The organism is Streptomyces sp. F63, from assembly GCF_018070345.1.
Taxonomy (GTDB): Bacteria; Actinomycetota; Actinomycetes; order Streptomycetales; family Streptomycetaceae; genus Streptomyces.
This window is the reverse complement of sequence record NZ_JAGPXX010000018.1, coordinates 46,641-63,258: the sequence shown is the minus strand read 5'-3', so window position 1 is coordinate 63,258 and position 16,618 is coordinate 46,641. Positions and strand designations below refer to the sequence as shown.

The following is a 16,618-nucleotide window of genomic DNA, read 5'->3' as shown; positions in this document are numbered from 1 at the left end:
ACCGGTGAGAGGGGTCAGAAAGGGGCAGCCGGCCGACCAGGACCGCCGCAGCCGGCTCAAGAGGCTCCGCAAGGCCGGTGCGCGCCGGATCGCCGAACTGGATCTGCCGAAGGTCGCCGATGTGGCCGAACTCTGCCGCCACCTCGGCGAGGTCCGGAACCGTCCCATCACGGTGGTCCCGATGCAGATGCCCGCGACGCACCCGTGCGGCATGTGGGTCGCCGCACGCGACGAGGACCTCATCTTCTACGACGCCAACACGACCAGCGCGCATCGGGAGCACATCATCTTGCATGAGCTGGGGCACATCATCTGCTGCCATCGCGGGGCGGGTTGGCTGGACGAGGCGAGCGCCCGCCTCCTCTTCCCCAACCTCGACCCCGACCTCGTGCGCGACATGCTGCTGCGCGCGACCTACGACGACGTCCAGGAGCAGGAGGCGGAGATCATCGCCTATCTGCTCTCCCAGCGGCTGGCCGGCGGCAGGGAACGGCGCGGCGCGCCCCAGGCCCCGCCCGGTGACGCGGGTGACGCCGGAGAGGGCGGGGCACCGGGGGAGAACGCCACGCTCAACCGGATAGAACGCACGCTGTTCTGAGATGACGTCCTCACCGCCCGGTGGCCGCCACCTCCTCGGCCAGGACCGACACGGCCCGCCGGATGTCGTCCTCGCGATGCTCGCCGGTGACGAAGAACCGCAGCCGGGCGAGCCCCTCCTCCACGGCGGGGTGGAAGATCGGATCGGCGACGACACCCCGGTCGAACAGCCGGTCCGCGACGCGCAGCGTCCTCGCCGAATCGCCGAGGACGCACGGCACGATGGGCGTGTGGGCGCTGGAGCCCGTCGCCAGGCCGGCCGAGGCGGCCAGGCCGAGGAACAGCTCGGCGTTGCGCTGCAGAGCCCGCACCCGGTGCGGTTCGGCGTCGATCAGCTCGGTGGCGGCCAGCGCGGCGGCCGCGTTGGCCGGGGTCAGGCCCACGCTGTAGACGAAGCCGGGCAGCGTGTGCCGCAGCCACCGCACCGTCCGGGCCGAGCCGCCGAGGTAACCGCCGCAGCTCGCGAACGCCTTGGAGAGGGTGCCCATCCACAGATCCACATCGGACCGGTCGACGCCGAAGAACTCGCCCACGCCGCGCCCGCTTTCCCCCACGGTGCCGATGCTGTGCGCCTCGTCCACCATCAGCAGGGCGCCGTAGCGCTTCTTCAGTTCGATGACGGCCGGCAGGTCGGCCAGGTCGCCGTCCATGCTGTAGGCGCCCTCGACCACGATGAGCACCCGCCGGAAGCGGGGCCGGTTGAGCCGCAGCAGGTGGTCCAGCCGGCCGGTGTCGTTGTGGGGGAACGGGCGCCGCGCCGCGCCGGACAGAACGCAGCCCTGCAGGATGCTGTCGTGGGCGAGTTCGTCGTGCACCACGAGGTCCCCCGCGCCGATGAGGTGCCCTATCGCGGTGACGTTGGTGGCGTGGCCGCTCACCAGCGCCAGGCAGTCCGGGACGCCGAGGAAGCCGGCGAGCGCCCGTTCCAGCGCGACGGTCAGGTCCCGCTCACCGGAGAGCACGCGGCTCGCGGAGACGGAGGTCCCGTACCGCTCCACCGCCCGGTGCGCGGCCTCGCGGACCGCCGGATGGCCGGACAGGCCGAGGTAGTTGTAGCTGCCGAAGGACAGGTACTCGCGGTCGCCGATCACGGTCGTGTCGCGGATGGTGCCCTGGTGGACGCGGAAGTACGGGAAGTCCGCGCCGCTGCCGGTGATCGTGCTCAGGCGCTCCTCGAACTGCCGTACCTCGGGGAAGTCGTCGACGCACACGGTGCCCGCGACCGGGTCGGCGCCCGCCTCCGGGGGCAGGGCACCGCCGGGAGCGGGCGGGCGGGAGACGTGCGGGGCGACCAGTGCGATCAGCCGCTCGATGGTGAGGTCGCGCGAGAAGATCTCGTCGGTGTGGAAGCCCGGTATCCGCTTGCCGATGCCGGACTCCAGCTCCTGCAGCATCAGGGAGTCGAAGCCCAGGTCGGTCACCAGCACCGTCCGCTCGGTCAGGTCGGAGAGCGGGAAGACGCCGGTGCGCGACACCTCCTCGAAGACGAGGGACGCCGCCGCGGTGGACGCGTCGGCGGGAGGCACCCCGTCGGTGAGCGCCCCGTCGGTGGGCGCCCCGTCGGGCGGGGCCGGCGGGGCGGGCCGCTCCTCCCCCGCCGCCCCGGCCGCGGGGGCGGCCCCGTTCACCGCCCCGGCGGCGGGGGGCCGGTTCCCGTGGCCCCCGTCCCCGCGGGCCGTCTCGTCCACCACCCAGTGGTGGCGCGGGGCGAGCGGGCTCGGGGGCAGGGTGCACGGGGGTATGCGCTGCCCGGCCGGGCGGAGGCCCGCGCCGGCGGCCACGCGCTCCGCGAGCCGCGCCAGCACCGCCCCGCGCGCCTCGGCGGACAGCGAGCCCGGTGCCGGCACGGCCACCTCGGGCAGTTCGCCGGCGGCGAGCCGTGCCGTGCCGGCCACCTGTCCCGGACCCAGCTTCCCGGTCCGTCCCGCCGCCACCGCCCCGGCCGCCGCGGTGAGCTTGGTGACGGCGTCCGCGGTGTCCTCCGCCACCACGGCCAGCCGTTCCGCGAAGAGGGTCCGGCGGGCCAGGGTGTCCGCCACCCCGGCCGGTGGCGGCCGGTCGCCGTCGAGGGTGTGCGCCAGCTCCCGCGCGTGGCGGGCGAGTCCGGCGCGGTCCCGGGCGCTGAGCACCAGAAGGTGCGGACCCTCGCCGGATGCCGGGCGGGCCGCCGCCGTGGTGCACTCCTCCACCACCAGATGGACCCCGGTGCCGCCGAAGCCGAAGGCGCTCACCCCCGCCCGGCGCGGCTGCCGGGGCGCCCGCTCCGGCCACGGGACGGGCTCCACCGGGACGGTCAGCCGCGCGGCGTCGAGCCCGGCGCGGTCGGCCAGGCCGAACTCCGGCTGCGGCGGTATCACCCCGCGGTGCACGGCCAGGACGGTCTTGACGAGCCCGGCGATCCCGGCGGCGTTGAGCGCGTGCCCGACCACCGCCTTGACCGCCCCGAGGTAGGCGGGCACGCCGCCCTCCCCGCGCAGTTCGCGCAGGACCCCGACCTCGACCGGGTCGCCGACCGTGGTACCGGTGCCGTGCGCCTCCAGGTAGTCCACCGCGTCCGGGGACAGGTCCGCGTCGCGGTAGGCCCGGCGCAGCGCCCGGAGCTGGCCGGCCGCCTCGGGGTGCATGCCGCCCTGGACGGTGCCGTCGTTGGCCGTGCCGACGCCCCGGATCACCGCGTAGACCCGGTCGCCGGCCGCGAGCGCGTCGGCCAGTGGCCGCAGCACCAGGACCCCGGCGCCCTCTCCCAGGACGAAGCCGTCGGCGTCCGCGCCGAACGGCAGGCACCGGCCGGTGCGCGAGATGGCGCCGATCCGGCACAGCCCCACCAGCAGGTCGGGGGTGATGTGCAGCTGGGCCCCGCCCGCGAGGGCGATGCGGCACCGGCCGGCGCGCAGCGCGAACACGGCGTTGGCCACGGCCATGAGGCCGCCGGAGCACGCCGAGTCCAGCGCATAGCTCTCGCCGTGCAGATCGAAGACGGAACTGATCGTGTTCGGGCCCATGTTGAGCAGGAGCCCGGCCGCGGAGGTGCCGTGCAGGCCGCCGACCGCGCGGACCGTCTCCGGCCAGCCGGGGTCGGTGGCGGGCGCCCCGAACTCGCCGCCGGCCAGCTGGCGCATCCGGATCCGCAGGGTGCTGAGCGCGCGGTAGCCGCTCTCGGTGAGCGCCGTGATCACCGAGGTCTCCTCGCGGTCGAAGCCCCCGGCCTCCCAACCGGCGTCCTGGACGGCCTCCCGGGCGAGGTCGATGAGCAGCCGGTGCTGGGGGTCCATCGCCTTGGCCCGCCGCGGCGGGATGCCGTAGTGCGCGGCGTCGAAGTGGCCCACGTCCGGCAGCAGCGCCATGGTGTCCGTGTAGGCGGAGGACGTGTCGCGGAAGTCCTCGCCGAGAAGGGCGGCGGCGCGCCATCGCGCGTCGGGAACGGCGGAGAACTGGGCCCGGGGGTCCATGAGGAGCCGCTCGTACTCGGTCACGTTCCGGGCCCCCGGGAACCGGCAGGCCATCCCGACGATCGCGATGTCCTCGCGTCTCGCTCCGGTTAAGTGCACCGGGGGTTCCTTCGCTGCCACCGGCATCACCGGGCGTCCGCCGTCCGCTCGCGCCACCAGTCCACCGTCGCCCCGACCTGCTCGTCGACGGGGGTGGCCCGTACCGTGAACGCCGCCTCCCAGGCGCTGGAGTCCACGACGAACGGGCGGTCGAACTGGTAGCGGATCTCCTTCAGTTCGCGCAGCAGCGGGGAGAAGACCGCCGCGATCCCCAGCACCGCCGGCGGCAGGCCGCGCACCGCGACCGGGCCCGTCCCGGCCCGGTCGGCGAGGCGGCCGGCCATCTCCCGGACGGACTGCGGGGGCGCCGTCGGAACGTGCCAGGCGCGCCCCCAGGCCCGCTCCTCCTCCGCGGCCTCGGCCAGCGCCCGGGCCACGTCGGAGAGGTAGGTCCAGCTGTGCGGGGCGTCCGGATCGCCGAGCGTGGAGACCGGCTTGCCGCGCAGCAGCCGCGGCATGACGCGCCCGGCCAGGTGCCCGCCGTCGGTCACGCCGGGCCCGAAGAAGTCCGAGGACCGCAGCTCCACCGCCCGGATCCGGCCCTGCTCGTGCAGGCTCCGCGCCTGCTCCCAGACGGCGGCGCGCACCCGCCCCTTGCGGTCGGTCGCGGCGAGCGGCAGGTCCTCGGTCAGGGGGCCGTCCACCGGGCCGTAGCCGTAGAGATTGCCCAGCATGACCAGGACCGCCCCGGTCGCCTCGGCCGCCGCGCAGACCGAGGAGGCCAGCGGCGGCCAGTCACGGGTCCAGCGTGGATAGGGCGGTGCGGCACAACTGTAGATCGCGTCCGCGCCCCGCACGGCGCCGGTCAGCCGCTCGCTGTCCGCCGCGTCCAGCGCGACGTGCTCGATGCCGGGTTCCGGAGGCCGGCCCGACCTGGTGATGACACGTACGGAATGCCCCTGTCCGGCCAGCAGCCGTGCGGTGGCTGCTCCGGCGGGCCCGAAACCTAAAACGACAGAAAGGCTCACGCGCGCACACTAGCGCGAGTGTGCGGCGCCTGGGTGAACGGTGGCGGGGTGCGACGACGGATGGCCGGTGCACCGTCGCGCGGTCAGCCGCGGATACCGTACGAAAGCCCGCGGCCGGACGGCCGGTCCGGCCTCAGGCTCCCGCCGAGAGGCGGACGCGGGCGCGCTGCCGTGCGTGCTGCCGTGCGCGGTCGCGCGCGCGTTCCCGTGCGCGTTCCCGTTCGCGTTCCCGTTCGCGCTCCCGGACGAGGGACTCCTCCAGGCGCCGGAGGCGGGTGAGCCGGCGGCGGCTGCCCCAGGCGCCGACGGCGGCGACGGACAGCAGGACGGTGAGCAGGAACAGGCCCGCGCCCACGGCTCCCCTGACCATGACGGCGAGCGCCGTCGCGATGCCCAGGGCCAGGGCGGGCAGGGCGATCCAGGCGTGGCGCATCCGGTGGCGGCGGTGGACCAGCAGCCGGTACATGGCCACCCGTTCCCGCCTGCGCGGGGGGAGTTCACCGTGGCGGAGCTTCCGGTCGAGGTCCGCCGTGTCGGCCTCGCTCAGCCCGGCGGCCCGGCTCTCGCGGCGCCGGTCGAGCGCCAGCACGGCTGTGCCCACGGCGGTGAACAGCACGGCGCGCCCGAAGGAGCCGGACCAGGACTCCCGGCCGGCGAGCGCGAGCGCGGGCCACGCCACCAGCAGGATGAGGAGGGCCTGGGCACCGAGGTGCTGTTCGAGTCGTCGGGTCAGTTTCCGCGTGGTCCGCGTGATCCGCACAGCCGCACACCCTTTCCGCTTCTCGCCGGGCGGCTTGTTCGGCCTGTTTGCCTTCTTCGGCCTGTTCGGTTCCGTCTGCCCCGCCGTCCCGTTCGTACCGTGCGTGTACGGGGGTTGGCCGGAAGTCGCCGGTGGCGAGCATCCGGGACCGCGGGCGTGATGTCCGTCTCCGCGGGGCCGGCCGACCGGTCCTCTGCGGCACCATGGCCGGATGAACAGGGAAGTCGACGCGACGACCGCGTCCGCGTGGGCCGCTCTCGGCGGCCCGGAGCACCTGGCCGGACGGGTCTCGTTCGCCGGGGCGGAGGGCGTGTTGCCGGCCCGGCTGCCGGTGCGGGAACTGGCACGGGCGACGGTGGGCGTGTGCTCGCTGGCCGCCGCCGAACTGCTGGCGGCGCGCAACGCCCGCCCGCTGCCGGAGGTGCGGGTGCACGAGGGGGCGGTGGCCACGGCCTTCGTCAGCGAGCGGCATCTGCGGATCGACGGCCGGGCGCCGGTCACCTTCGCGCCGCTCTCCGGGTTCTGGCGGGCCGCCGACGGCTGGGTCCGCACGCACGCCAACTACCCCCACCACCGGGCCCGGTTGCTGGACGCCCTGGGCATCGGCGACCCGGGTGACGACCGGGCCGCGGCGGAGGCGCTGGCGGCGGAACTGGCCTCGCGCCCGGCCCGGGAGACGCAGGAGGCCGTCTACGCGGCGGGCGGCCTGGCCGTGGCCGTCGCCGGCGCACCGGCACCGGCCGTCCACCCGCTCGTCGGGGCGGGGGCGGCCGGCGAGGGCCCGGCACGGGCGCTGCCACCGGCCCCGCTGCCGGCGGCCGGTATCCGGGTGCTGGACCTGACACGGGTGATCGCCGGCCCCGTGGCGACCCGCACCCTCGCGCTGCTGGGGGCCGACGTCCTGCGCGTGGACCCGCCCGGTGTCCCGGAGTTCGCGGACGCCCACGCCGACACCGGCATGGGCAAGCGCTCGGCGCTGCTGGACCTCTCCTCCCGCGGCGGCCGGGACGCCTTCGAGTCCCTGCTCGACTCGGCCGATGTCCTCGTCACCGGCTACCGGCCCGGAGCGCTCGACCGGTACGGGTTGTCGCCGGACGCCGTGCTCGCCCGACGCCCCGGTCTCGTCCTCGCCCAGTTGCGGGCCTGGGACCCGTCCGGGCCGTGGGCCGGGCGGCGCGGCTTCGACAGCCTCGTCCAGGCGGCGTGCGGCATCGCCGCGGCCGAGGCGGGCGACGACGGCCGGCCCGGCGTGCTGCCCGCGCAGGCGCTGGACCACGGCACCGGGTATCTGCTCGCGGCGGCGGTCCTGCGCGCGCTGACCGACCGCCGGGCGACCGGGCACGGCCGGCATCTGCGCCTCTCCCTCGCCGGCACCGCGTCCTGGCTGCTGCACGGCATCCGCCCGGCGCCCCTGGTCGGCGAGCCCTACACGCCGGAGCCCTGGCTGACGGAGACCGCCTCGCCCTGCGGCGGGCTCCGCCACGCCCTGCCGCCCGTCCGGTACGCGGGCGCGCCCGCCGGCTGGGCGCGTCCGCCGGGGGTGTGGGGCACGGACCGCCCGGTCTGGGAGAGCTGAGAGCCCGGCCGGGCCCGGCGGGACGAGCGCCCGGCGGGGCCCGGCGGACCGCGCCGCCGGACCGGCCGTGTCGCCCCGGAACCGGCCGTGTCTACTTCCGGCCCGCCAGGGTGGCCACCAGTACGGCCTTGATGGTGTGCATGCGGTTCTCCGCCTCGTCGAAGACGACGGAACGGCCGGACTCGAAGACCTCGTCGGTGACTTCGAGGGAGGTCAGCCCGTACTGCTCGTGGATCTCACGGGCGACCTCGGTGCCGAGGTCGTGGTAGGCGGGCAGGCAGTGCAGGAACTTGACGTCCGCGTTGCCCGTGGCGTCCAGGACGTCCGCGGTCACGGCGTACGGGCGCAGCAGGGCGATCCGCTCGTCCCAGACCTCCTTGGGCTCCCCCATGGACACCCAGACGTCGGTGGCCACGAAGTCCGCGCCGCGCACGCCCTCCGCGATCTCCTCGGTGAGCGTGATCCGGGCGCCGCTTCCCGCCGCGAGCCGCTCCGCCTCCGCCACGACCTCCGCGGACGGCCAGAGGGACCGGGGCGCCACGATCCGGACGTCCATGCCGAGCAGCGCGCCCGTGACGAGGTAGGAGTTGCCCATGTTGCAGCGGGCGTCGCCGAGGTAGGCGTAGGCGATCTCGTGCAGCGGCTTGGCGCTGTGCTCGGTCATGGTGAGGGTGTCGGCGAGCATCTGGGTGGGGTGCCACTCGTCCGTCAGGCCGTTGAAGACGGGGACCCCGGCGTGTGCGGCGAGTTCCTCGACCGTCTCCTGGCCGTGGCCCCGGTACTCGATGCCGTCGAACATCCGGCCGAGCACCCGGGCGGTGTCCTTGACCGACTCCTTGTGCCCGATCTGCGAGCCGGAGGGGTCCAGGTAGGTCGTCGAGGCGCCCTGGTCGGCGGCGGCGACCTCGAACGCGCAGCGGGTGCGGGTCGAGGTCTTCTCGAAGATCAGCGCGATGTTCCGGCCCCGGAGGGACGGGGTCTCGGTGCCGGCGCGCTTGGCGGCCTTCAACTCCGCGGCCAACGCCAGGAGATGGCGGAACTCCTCGGCGCTGAAGTCCAGCTCCTTGAGGAAGTGGCGGCCCGTGAGGTCTGTCGCCATGGGAGATCTCCTCGGTCACTGACGATGGTGGGATGGCGGACGCCGTCCGGCGCAATGGAAGACTATACGATACCCCGCATTGCTATACGAGACCAGGGTGGCCCGGGCGGCCTCGGCCCGGGGCGGCGGACGGCGGACGGCGGACGGCGGACGGCGGACGGCGGACGGCGGACGGCGGACGGCGGACGGCGGACCTTGCGGGCGGTGGTGAGCAGCGGGCACGGGCGGTCCGGTCAGCGGGCCGGCGGGCGGGCAGGGCGGGCGCGGGCCGGCGGGCCCGCCCGGAGTGAGCGAGCCCCGCCGCCGTCACCGCCGCACCGGGTCCCGTTCGACCGGGCAGCTCATGCAGCGCGGCCCGCCCCTGCCCCGGCCCAACTCACTGCCGGGGATCTCGATGACCTCGACCCCCTGGTCGCGCAGATACGCGTTGGTGGTGGAGTTCCGCTCGTACGCGACCACGACCCCCGGCTCCACGGCGAGGACGTTGCAGGCGTCGTCCCACTGCTCGCGCTCGGCCGCGTGCACGTCCTGGACCGCGGTGAGGACGCGGATGCGGTCCAGGCCCAGCGCCGCCGCGATGGCCCGGTGCATGTGCTCCGGCGGATGGTCGGTCACCTTGAGGTCCTGCACCTCCGCGCCCGGCTCGATGGTGTACGAGCGCAGCATGCCCAGGCCCCCGTACTGGGTGAAGGTGTCACCGTCGACCATCGTCATCACGGTGTCCAGATGCATGAACGCCCGCCCCTTGGGCATGTCGAGGGCCACGATCGTGCGGGCGGAGCCGGCCGCGAACAGGCCGCGGGCCAGCATCTCCACCGCCTGCGGCGTGGTCCGCTCGCTCATCCCGACGAGGACCGCGCCGTTGCCGAGGACGAGCACGTCGCCGCCCTCGATGGTGGACGGGTGGTCGCCCTCGCCCTCGGACCAGACGCGGAAGCCACCCGCGGCGTCGCCCCGGAAGAGCGGGTGATGCCGGTAGACGGCGGCGAAGTGCACGGTCTCGCGCTGCCGGGCCGGCCAGCGCATCGCGTTGATCGCCACCCCGTCATAGATCCAGGCGGAGGCGTCTCGGGTGAAGAGGTGGTTGGGCAGCGGCGCGATGAGGAAGTCGTCGGGGTCCATCACATGGAAGCGGACCGAGGCGGGCTCGGCGTGCCGCTCCAGGAACTCCCGTTTGGTCACCCCGCCGATCAGCGCCTGGGCCAGCTCCGGGCCGGGCAACTCCTCGTAGAGCGCGCGCAGATGACCGGTGGCGAGCGGACCGTACTCCCGTTCGTCGAAGGTGCGGTCGAGCACCATCCGCCGCGCCTGCGGGATGTCCAGGCTCTCGCCCAGCAGTTCCTCGAACAGATGGACCTCCACCCCGCGCCCCCGCAGCACCCCCGCGAACCCGTCGTGTTCCTCCTGCGCGCGGCTCACCCAGAGCAGTTCGTCGAACAGCAGAGTGTCCTTGTTGCCGGGAGTGAGCCGTTTCAGCTCCCTCCCGGGACGGTGCAGGATGACGCGGCGGAGCCGCCCGGCCTCGGAATCCACATGGAACGCCATGGGTCCATCCTGGCCGAGGCGGCCCGTCCGCGCCCGCACCGCGGCCCTTCGGGGCCACGGAATGTCGCACGGCCGTGCGAACCACGGCCGTGCGAAGCGGGCGTCACAGCCTCGGGTCGACCGGCTCCGACTCCAGGGCGAGCACCGCGAAGACCGCCTCGTGCACCCGCCACAGCGGTTCGCCGCCGGCCAGCCGGTCCAGCGCCTCCAGCCCGAGAGCGTACTCGCGCAGGGCGAGGGACCGCTTGTGACCCAGGTGCCGCCCGCGCAGCCGCGCGAGATGCTCCGGGCGCGCGTACTCCGGCCCGTAGACGATGCGCAGATACTCCCGTCCGCGCACCTTCACGCCCGGCTGGACGAGGCGGCCCCGGCCGTCCCGCACCAGCGGACGCAGCGGTTTGACGACCATGCCCTCGCCGCCCGCCCCGGTGAGCTCCAGCCACCACCGGACCCCGGCGGCGACCGACGCCTCGTCGGCGGTGTCCACCAACAGCCGGCGGGTGGGGTGGAGCAGCCGGTTGACGCGGACCGGGCGGGACGCGGCAGGCTGCTCGCCGCCGCCCCGCCCGCCGGAAGCCGCGCCCCCTGCCCACGCCTCCGTCCCGGCCCCGGTCTCGGCAGCCGGCCCGGCAGCCGTCTCCTCCGCCGTCCGCCCCGCCTCCGCCGGTGCGCTCATCGCCGCCTCCGCCGCGATCAGCCGGTCGATCCAGGCCAGTTGGACATCGTGCGGCTCGACGGCGAGGTTGCGCCCCTCGGCGGCCAGCAGCTGGAACGGCGCCAGCCGGATGCCGTCCAGGCCGTCCGTCTCCGCAGCGGATCCGGCGGACTCGGCGGACCCGGCGGATCCGGCGGACTCGGCGGACTCGGCGGACCCGGCGGATCCGGCGGACTCGGCCGCCGCTCCCGGCCAGGGCCGGGACGGGTCCCCGACCGGCCAGCAGTAGCGGCGGTAGGCCGCGGTGAACGCCTCCGCGTCCGCCAGCCGGTCCCGCTGCCGGTCCAGCAGTCCGGGCGCCCCGGCTCCCCGCGCCGCCGCCGCTTCCAGCGCCTCCAGGACCCCGGGGAGGACGGCACGCGAGGCGGCGCCCACCGCCGCGTACTGGTGGCGCAGCAGACCGGCCGCCTTCAGCGACCAGGGCATCAGCTCGGCGTCCAGCAGCAGCCAGTCGGTGTCCAGCTCCGCCCAGAGCCCGGCGGCCTCCGCGCACTCCGCCAGCCGGGCCAGGACGCGGCCGGTCAGCACCGGGTCGTCGAGGAAGGGCCTGCCGGTGCGCGTGTGGAGCGCGCCGGGCACGCCGCCCCCCGGCACCCCGAAGCGCTCCGCCGCCGTCCGCCCGTCCCGGCAGACCAGGGCCACCGCGCGCGAACCCATGTGCTTCTCCTGGCACATGACCTCGCGCACGCCGTCGGCACGGTAGCCCGCGAAGGCCTCGGCCGGGTGTTCCAGGTACCCCTCCTCGGCGGAGGTCGCGCAGGGCGCCATGGTCGGCGGCAGATACGGCACCAGCTCCGGGGCCAGCGCGAAGCGGCTCATCACCTCCAGCGCGGCCGCCGCGTTCTCCTCGCGGACGGCGATCCGGCCGTGGTGCCGCGTCTCGACCACGCGGCGGCCGGTGACGTCACCGAGGTCGAGCGGGCGCCCCTCGGCCCCGCCCGGGGCTCCGCTGTCCAGCGGCTTCACCGGCTCGTACCAGACCCGCTCGGCCGGTACGTCCACCAGCTCGCGCTCGGGCCAGCGCAGCGCCGTCATCCGCCCGCCGAAGACGCAGCCGGTGTCGAGGCAGAGGGTGTTGTTGAGCCAGGAGGCGCGCGGCACGGGGGTGTGGCCGTAGACGACGGCGGCGCGGCCCCGGTAGTCCTCCGCCCACGGGTAGCGCACGGGCAGCCCGAACTCGTCCGTCTCGCCGGTGGTTTCGCCGTAGAGGGCGTGCGAGCGGACGCGGCCGGAGGTGCGGCCGTGGTACTTCTCGGGCAGCCCGGCGTGGCAGACGACCAGCCCGCCCCCGTCGAGGACGTAGTGGCTGACGAGCCCGCCGATGAACTCCCCCACCCGGGCGCGGAAGGCGTCGTCCTCCTTCTCCAGCTGGGCCACGGTCTCGGCGAGTCCGTGCGAGACGCGGACGTTGCGGCCCTTGAGGTACCGCCCCAGCTTGTTCTCGTGGTTGCCGGGCACGCAGAGCGCGGTGCCCGCCTCCACCATGTTCATCACCAGACGGAGCACGCCGGGGCTGTCGGGGCCGCGGTCGACGAGGTCGCCGACGAACACGGCGGTACGGCCCCCGGGGTGCGCGGCACCCGCGGGGCGGCCCGCCTCGTCGTACCGCAGGACGTAGCCGAGCCGGCCGAGCAGGGTCTCCAGTTCGGAGCGGCAGCCGTGGACGTCCCCGATGATGTCGAACGGCCCCGTGAGGTGGCGCAGGTCGTTGTAGCGGCGCTCGCGGACGACCTCGGCCGCGTCGATCTCCTCGGGGCCGCGCAGGATGTGCACCTTGCGGAAGCCCTCGCGTTCCAGGTGGCGCAGCGAGCGGCGCAGCTCCCGCTGATGACGCTGGATCACGTGACGGGGCATGCCGGCCCGGTCTGGGCGGGCGGCGTTCCGCTCGGCGCAGATCCGCTCGGGGACGTCGAGGACGACGGCGACCGGCAGCACGTCGTGCTCCCGCGCCAGCGCGATCAGCTGCCGGCGGCTCTCGGACTGCACGCTGGTCGCGTCGACGACGGTGAGCCGCCCGGCGGCGAGCCGCTTGCCCGCGATGTAGTGCAGCACGTCGAAGGCGTCGCGGCTGGCCGTCTGGTCGTTCTCGTCATCGCTGACCAGGCCCCGGCAGAAGTCGGAGGAGATCACCTCGGTGGGCTTGAAGTGCCGTGCGGCGAACGTGGACTTGCCGGAGCCGGTGGCGCCGATGAGGACCACGAGGGAGAGGTCGGGGACGGCGAGGGTACGGCCGGGGCGGGCGGCGCGTGCCTCCCGGGCGGGGCCGGCGGGCTGTTCGTCGGTCATGCCGTCGTCGCCTCCTTCGGGTTCGTGGCGGTGGCCGCGGAGGCCGGAGTGGTGGCCGCGGGAGCCGGGGCGGCGGCCGCAGAGGCCGGGGCGGTGCCCGCGGGGCCCGGGGCGGTCGCTCGCCGCACCGTCCGCTCCGGTGCGGCGGCGGGCAGCGTGAACCGGGCGAGCTGCGTGGGCGGGCCCACCTCCGGGTCGTCGGGACCGACGGGCGCGAACGCCACCTCGTAGCCGTGCCGTTCCGCCACCCGGTGCGCCCAGGCCCGGAACGCGGCCCGGTCCCACTCGAAGCGGTGGTCGTGATGGCGGTGCCGTCCGGCGGGGAGGCTCTCCCAGCGCACGTTGTACTCCGCGTTGGGCGTGGTGACGACCACGGTCCGCGGCCGGGCCGCCCCGAACACCGCGTGCTCCAGGGCGGGCAGCCGTGGCGGGTCGACGTGCTCCACGACCTCGCTGAGCACGGCTGCGTCGTAACCGCGCAGCCGGGCGTCCGTGTACGCGAGGGATCCCTGGATCAGCCGGACGCGTCCCGCCTGACGCTCCCCCAGCCGTTCCAGCCGCAGGCGGCGTGCGGCCATCCGCAGGGCACGCGGGGACACGTCCATGCCGACGATCTCCGTGAACCGGGGGTCGGACAACAACGCGGCCACCAACTGGCCCTGCCCACAGCCGAGATCGAGCACCCGGGCCGCGCCGCAGTCGCGCAGCGCGGCGAGGATCGCCTCACGCCGCCGCACGGCCAGGGAAACCGGCCGCTCGGCGGCTGTGGCGCCCTCGGCGCCGGTGGCTGCCGTCGCTGCCGTCGCTGCCGCCGCTGCCGTGGCGGCGGTGGCGGCGGTGGCGGCGGTGGCGGCGGTCGGGAACGCGGCGGTGGGGCGCGGAATCGGGGCAGCGCCGGTGACGGCCCCGGAAGCCGCGCCTCCGGTACCGGGCTCACCCACACCCGCTTCCGCGCCGATCTCCCCCGCACCGGCAGACCCCCCGGCGGACCGGCCGGCCGTATGGGCCCCGGCGCTCGGCGCGCCGGCGAGGCCCGCGACTCCCCCGGCTCCTCCGGTTCCCCCGGCCGCGGCCTGACCGGCCCCCGCCGCGTCCTCGGGCACGGCGTCCTCGGGCCCGTCGTCCACCACGGCGTTGTCGAACTCCTCCGGTTCGCTGTCGTCCGCCTCCGCGAGCCGGGCCAGGGCCAGCCGTTCCAGGGCCTGCCGGGCCAGGCCGCGGCGGCGGGCCAGATAGCGGCCGGCGATCAGCTCGCGTTCCGGGTGGTCCGGCAGCCACCCCGCGCCGGAACGGAGCAGTTTCTCCACCTCGTCCGGGGCCACCCAGTAGTGCTTGGCGTCGTCGAGGACCGGCAGCAGGACGTACAACTGGCGCAGGACCTCTGCCAGTTGCCGCTCGCCCTCCAGCACCAGCCGGACGTAACGGGAGTCGCCCCACTCGGGGAACCGGTCGTCCAGGGGCACCGGTTCGGCGGAGACCGCCCAGCCCAGCGGTTCGAACAGGCGCCGTACGAGCGCCGGCCCGCCCCGTGCCGAGAGCGCCGGGACCTCGATGCGCAGCGGCAGGTCCCGCCCCGGCAACTCGGGGCGGGCCTCGCAACGGCCCTTGAGTGCGCTGGCGAAGACCTTGCCGAGGGCGACGGCGAGCAGCGAGGAGGCCGCGTACGGGCGGTCGTTGACGTACTGGGCGAGCGCGCCGTCGGGTGACGCGCCGCGGTCCCGTCCCCTGCCGCGGCGGACCAGCGCGACCGGGTCCACCTCCAGCAGGAGCGCGGCCGTGCAGCGCCCGGCGGACGCCTCGGGGTAGAGGACGTGCGCCGTGCCGTAAGAGGTGGAGAACGCCTGCGCCCGGTCGGGGTGCTTGTGCAGCAGGAAGCCGAGGTCGGTCGCCGGGCGGTCAGGGGTGCCGGTGGTGCCGATGGTGAGGAACACCGTGTGAGTATCGCCGGACGACGCCACGCCCCACCACGGGATTTCACGGCCCGGCGGCTCCTTTCGCCCCGGCCGCCCCGGCCGCCCCGGCCGCCCCGGTGGCTCCCGTGGCTCCAGTGGCTCCCGTCGCCCCGGTGGCCAGGCTCCGGGCCACGTCCGCGATCCGCCCGGGGCCCACCCGGCAGCAGCCGCCGATGAGCCGCGCGCCGGCGTCCCGCCACGCGGGCGCGCGCGCCGGATCGTAGGTGCCCGGTCCGCGCCAGTCGCGGGCCGCGGCGTCCCAGGTCTCGCCGCTGTTGGGGTAGACCACGACGGGCTTGCCGGTCACCCGGGCGGCGAGCGCGACCGCGCCGTCCGCGTCGCGCGGATCGCAGCAGTTGACGCCCACCGCGATCACCTCCTCACGTCCGGCGGCGATCCGGAACGCCTCGGCGAGCGGCTGCCCGGCCCGGGTCTCCCCTCCGGAGACCGTGTACGACAGCCAGACGGGCAGGCCGGTGCCCTCCGCCGCGGCGAGCAGGGCCTCCGCCTCGTCCGTGTCCGGGACGGTCTCCAGGGCGAGCACATCCGGCCCCGCCTCGGCCAGGGCCTCGATCCGCGGCCGGTGGAACCGCTCCAGCGCGCGCACGCTCAGCCCGTACCGGCCCCGGTACTCGCTGCCGTCGGCGAGCATCGCCCCGTACGGCCCGACGGACGCGGCGACGTGGACGTCCCCCGCCACGCCGTGGTCCGCCGCGCCCCGCTCCGCCGCCCGGCGGGCCAGCCGCACACTGCGGCGCAGCAGCCGGGCGGTTTCCGCGCGGCCGAGACCGCGGCGGGCGAAGCCTTCGAAGGTCGCCTGGTAGCTCGCGGTGATGAGGACCCGGGCGCCCGCGCGGAGATACGCCGCGTGCGCGGCCCCGATCTGCCCGGGGCCGTCCGCCAGCAGCCGGGCCGACCAGAGCGGGTCGGAGAGGTCGCAGCCCTGGGCGGCGAGCTGGTTCGACAGCCCCCCGTCGAGGACGACGGGACCCTCGGCGAGAGCGGCCGCCAGGGGGCGGGCGGGTACGGACACGGGCGCTGGTCACCTCGCTCGAACGGTTGCGGGTGGTCGGAACGGTTGCGGGTGGTCGGAACGGTTGCGGCTGGTCGGAACGGTTGCGGTGGTCGGGACGGTTGCGGGCGGTCGGGACGCGGCCGGCCGGAACGGGACCCGGCGGTCGGCCAGGGCGGGGCACCCCGGGAGGGCGCGGGGGCGGGACGAGGCCCATCGGGACGGAGCCGGTCACGGCCCGCGCCGGCCGCTGCGGCCTCGGTGTTTCCAGGCTACGGGCCGGGAGCAGGGCGGAGACGCGACGGGGCGACCCGGCCCCCGGCCGGACCGGACCGGACCGGGGGCGGACCCGGGGCGGACCGGGGGGCCGGACCGGACCGGGGGGGGCGGACCGGACCGGACCGGGGGGCGGACCGGCATGGGGATCGCGCGTACGGGCCGGAACCGCCCGCGATGGCCGCCGGGCCGCTCACCCGGACCGGCCCGGGGTACGCCGTACCGGCCGGGGCGCCGCCCCCGTGCCCCGCCCAGCGACGCCTCCCGGCACTTCGCGACAAGCG

At 75.8% G+C, this 16,618-nt stretch carries 10 protein-coding genes; 2 read left to right on the top strand and 8 right to left on the bottom strand.

The annotated features are described in order from the left end of the window. Positions 1-4 precede the first annotated feature (4 nt). Entirely contained in the window at positions 5-598 is a 594-nt protein-coding gene (locus tag KBZ10_RS18910) for a toxin (RefSeq protein ID WP_210988837.1), read from the top strand. 10 nt (positions 599-608) lie between these two features. Here KBZ10_RS18910 and KBZ10_RS18905 read toward each other — a convergent pair whose 3' ends face one another. From KBZ10_RS18905 to KBZ10_RS18895, 3 genes are all read right to left on the bottom strand, one after another. After that, a complete protein-coding gene (locus tag KBZ10_RS18905) occupies positions 609-4,100 on the bottom strand; it encodes an aminotransferase class I/II-fold pyridoxal phosphate-dependent enzyme (protein ID WP_247702622.1) in 3,492 nt (1,163 codons plus the stop codon). Between the two features lie 71 nt (positions 4,101-4,171). Continuing rightward, positions 4,172-5,113, bottom strand: a complete 942-nt coding sequence (locus KBZ10_RS18900) for an NAD-dependent epimerase/dehydratase family protein (protein WP_210988836.1) — start codon at positions 5,111-5,113, stop codon at positions 4,172-4,174. Positions 5,114-5,246: 133 nt separating this feature from the next. Then, positions 5,247-5,873, bottom strand: a complete 627-nt coding sequence (locus tag KBZ10_RS18895; protein ID WP_210988835.1) for a hypothetical protein — start codon at positions 5,871-5,873, stop codon at positions 5,247-5,249. A 211-nt stretch (positions 5,874-6,084) separates the two neighbouring features. Between KBZ10_RS18895 and KBZ10_RS18890 the strand changes: the two genes are divergently transcribed. Beyond that, positions 6,085-7,449, top strand: a complete 1,365-nt coding sequence (locus KBZ10_RS18890) for a CoA transferase (RefSeq protein ID WP_210988834.1) — start codon at positions 6,085-6,087, stop codon at positions 7,447-7,449. Positions 7,450-7,540: 91 nt separating this feature from the next. Here KBZ10_RS18890 and argF read toward each other — a convergent pair whose 3' ends face one another. The 5 genes from argF to mmuM form a co-directional block, all read right to left on the bottom strand. Next, entirely contained in the window at positions 7,541-8,548 is a 1,008-nt protein-coding gene (argF, locus tag KBZ10_RS18885; RefSeq protein WP_210988833.1) for an ornithine carbamoyltransferase, read from the bottom strand. A gap of 306 nt (positions 8,549-8,854) precedes the next feature. Continuing rightward, positions 8,855-10,093: an arginine deiminase gene (locus tag KBZ10_RS18880; RefSeq protein WP_210988832.1), complete on the bottom strand. Its 1,239-nt coding sequence runs from the start codon at positions 10,091-10,093 to the stop codon at positions 8,855-8,857. 103 nt (positions 10,094-10,196) lie between these two features. After that, positions 10,197-13,094, bottom strand: a complete 2,898-nt coding sequence (locus KBZ10_RS18875; protein ID WP_210988831.1) for a polynucleotide kinase-phosphatase — start codon at positions 13,092-13,094, stop codon at positions 10,197-10,199. Continuing rightward, positions 13,091-15,025, bottom strand: a complete 1,935-nt coding sequence (locus KBZ10_RS18870; RefSeq protein WP_210988830.1) for a 3' terminal RNA ribose 2'-O-methyltransferase Hen1 — start codon at positions 15,023-15,025, stop codon at positions 13,091-13,093. Before KBZ10_RS18870 ends, KBZ10_RS18875 begins: the two co-directional genes overlap by 4 nt. Before the next feature lie 43 nt (positions 15,026-15,068). Beyond that, a complete protein-coding gene (mmuM, locus tag KBZ10_RS18865) occupies positions 15,069-16,079 on the bottom strand; it encodes a homocysteine S-methyltransferase (protein WP_210988829.1) in 1,011 nt (336 codons plus the stop codon). Positions 16,080-16,618: the final 539 nt, after the last annotated feature.

Bases quoted from the DNA above. Each gene is read 5' to 3' on its own strand.
- KBZ10_RS18905 (WP_247702622.1), bottom strand. From the start codon at position 4,100: ATGGCCTGCCGGTTCCCGGGGGCCCGGAACGTGACCGAGTACGAGCGG.
- KBZ10_RS18890 (WP_210988834.1), top strand. From the start codon at position 6,085: ATGAACAGGGAAGTCGACGCGACGACCGCGTCCGCGTGGGCCGCTCTC.
- argF (WP_210988833.1), bottom strand. From the start codon at position 8,548: ATGGCGACAGACCTCACGGGCCGCCACTTCCTCAAGGAGCTGGACTTC.
- KBZ10_RS18880 (WP_210988832.1), bottom strand. From the start codon at position 10,093: ATGGCGTTCCATGTGGATTCCGAGGCCGGGCGGCTCCGCCGCGTCATC.
- KBZ10_RS18875 (WP_210988831.1), bottom strand. From the start codon at position 13,094: ATGACCGACGAACAGCCCGCCGGCCCCGCCCGGGAGGCACGCGCCGCC.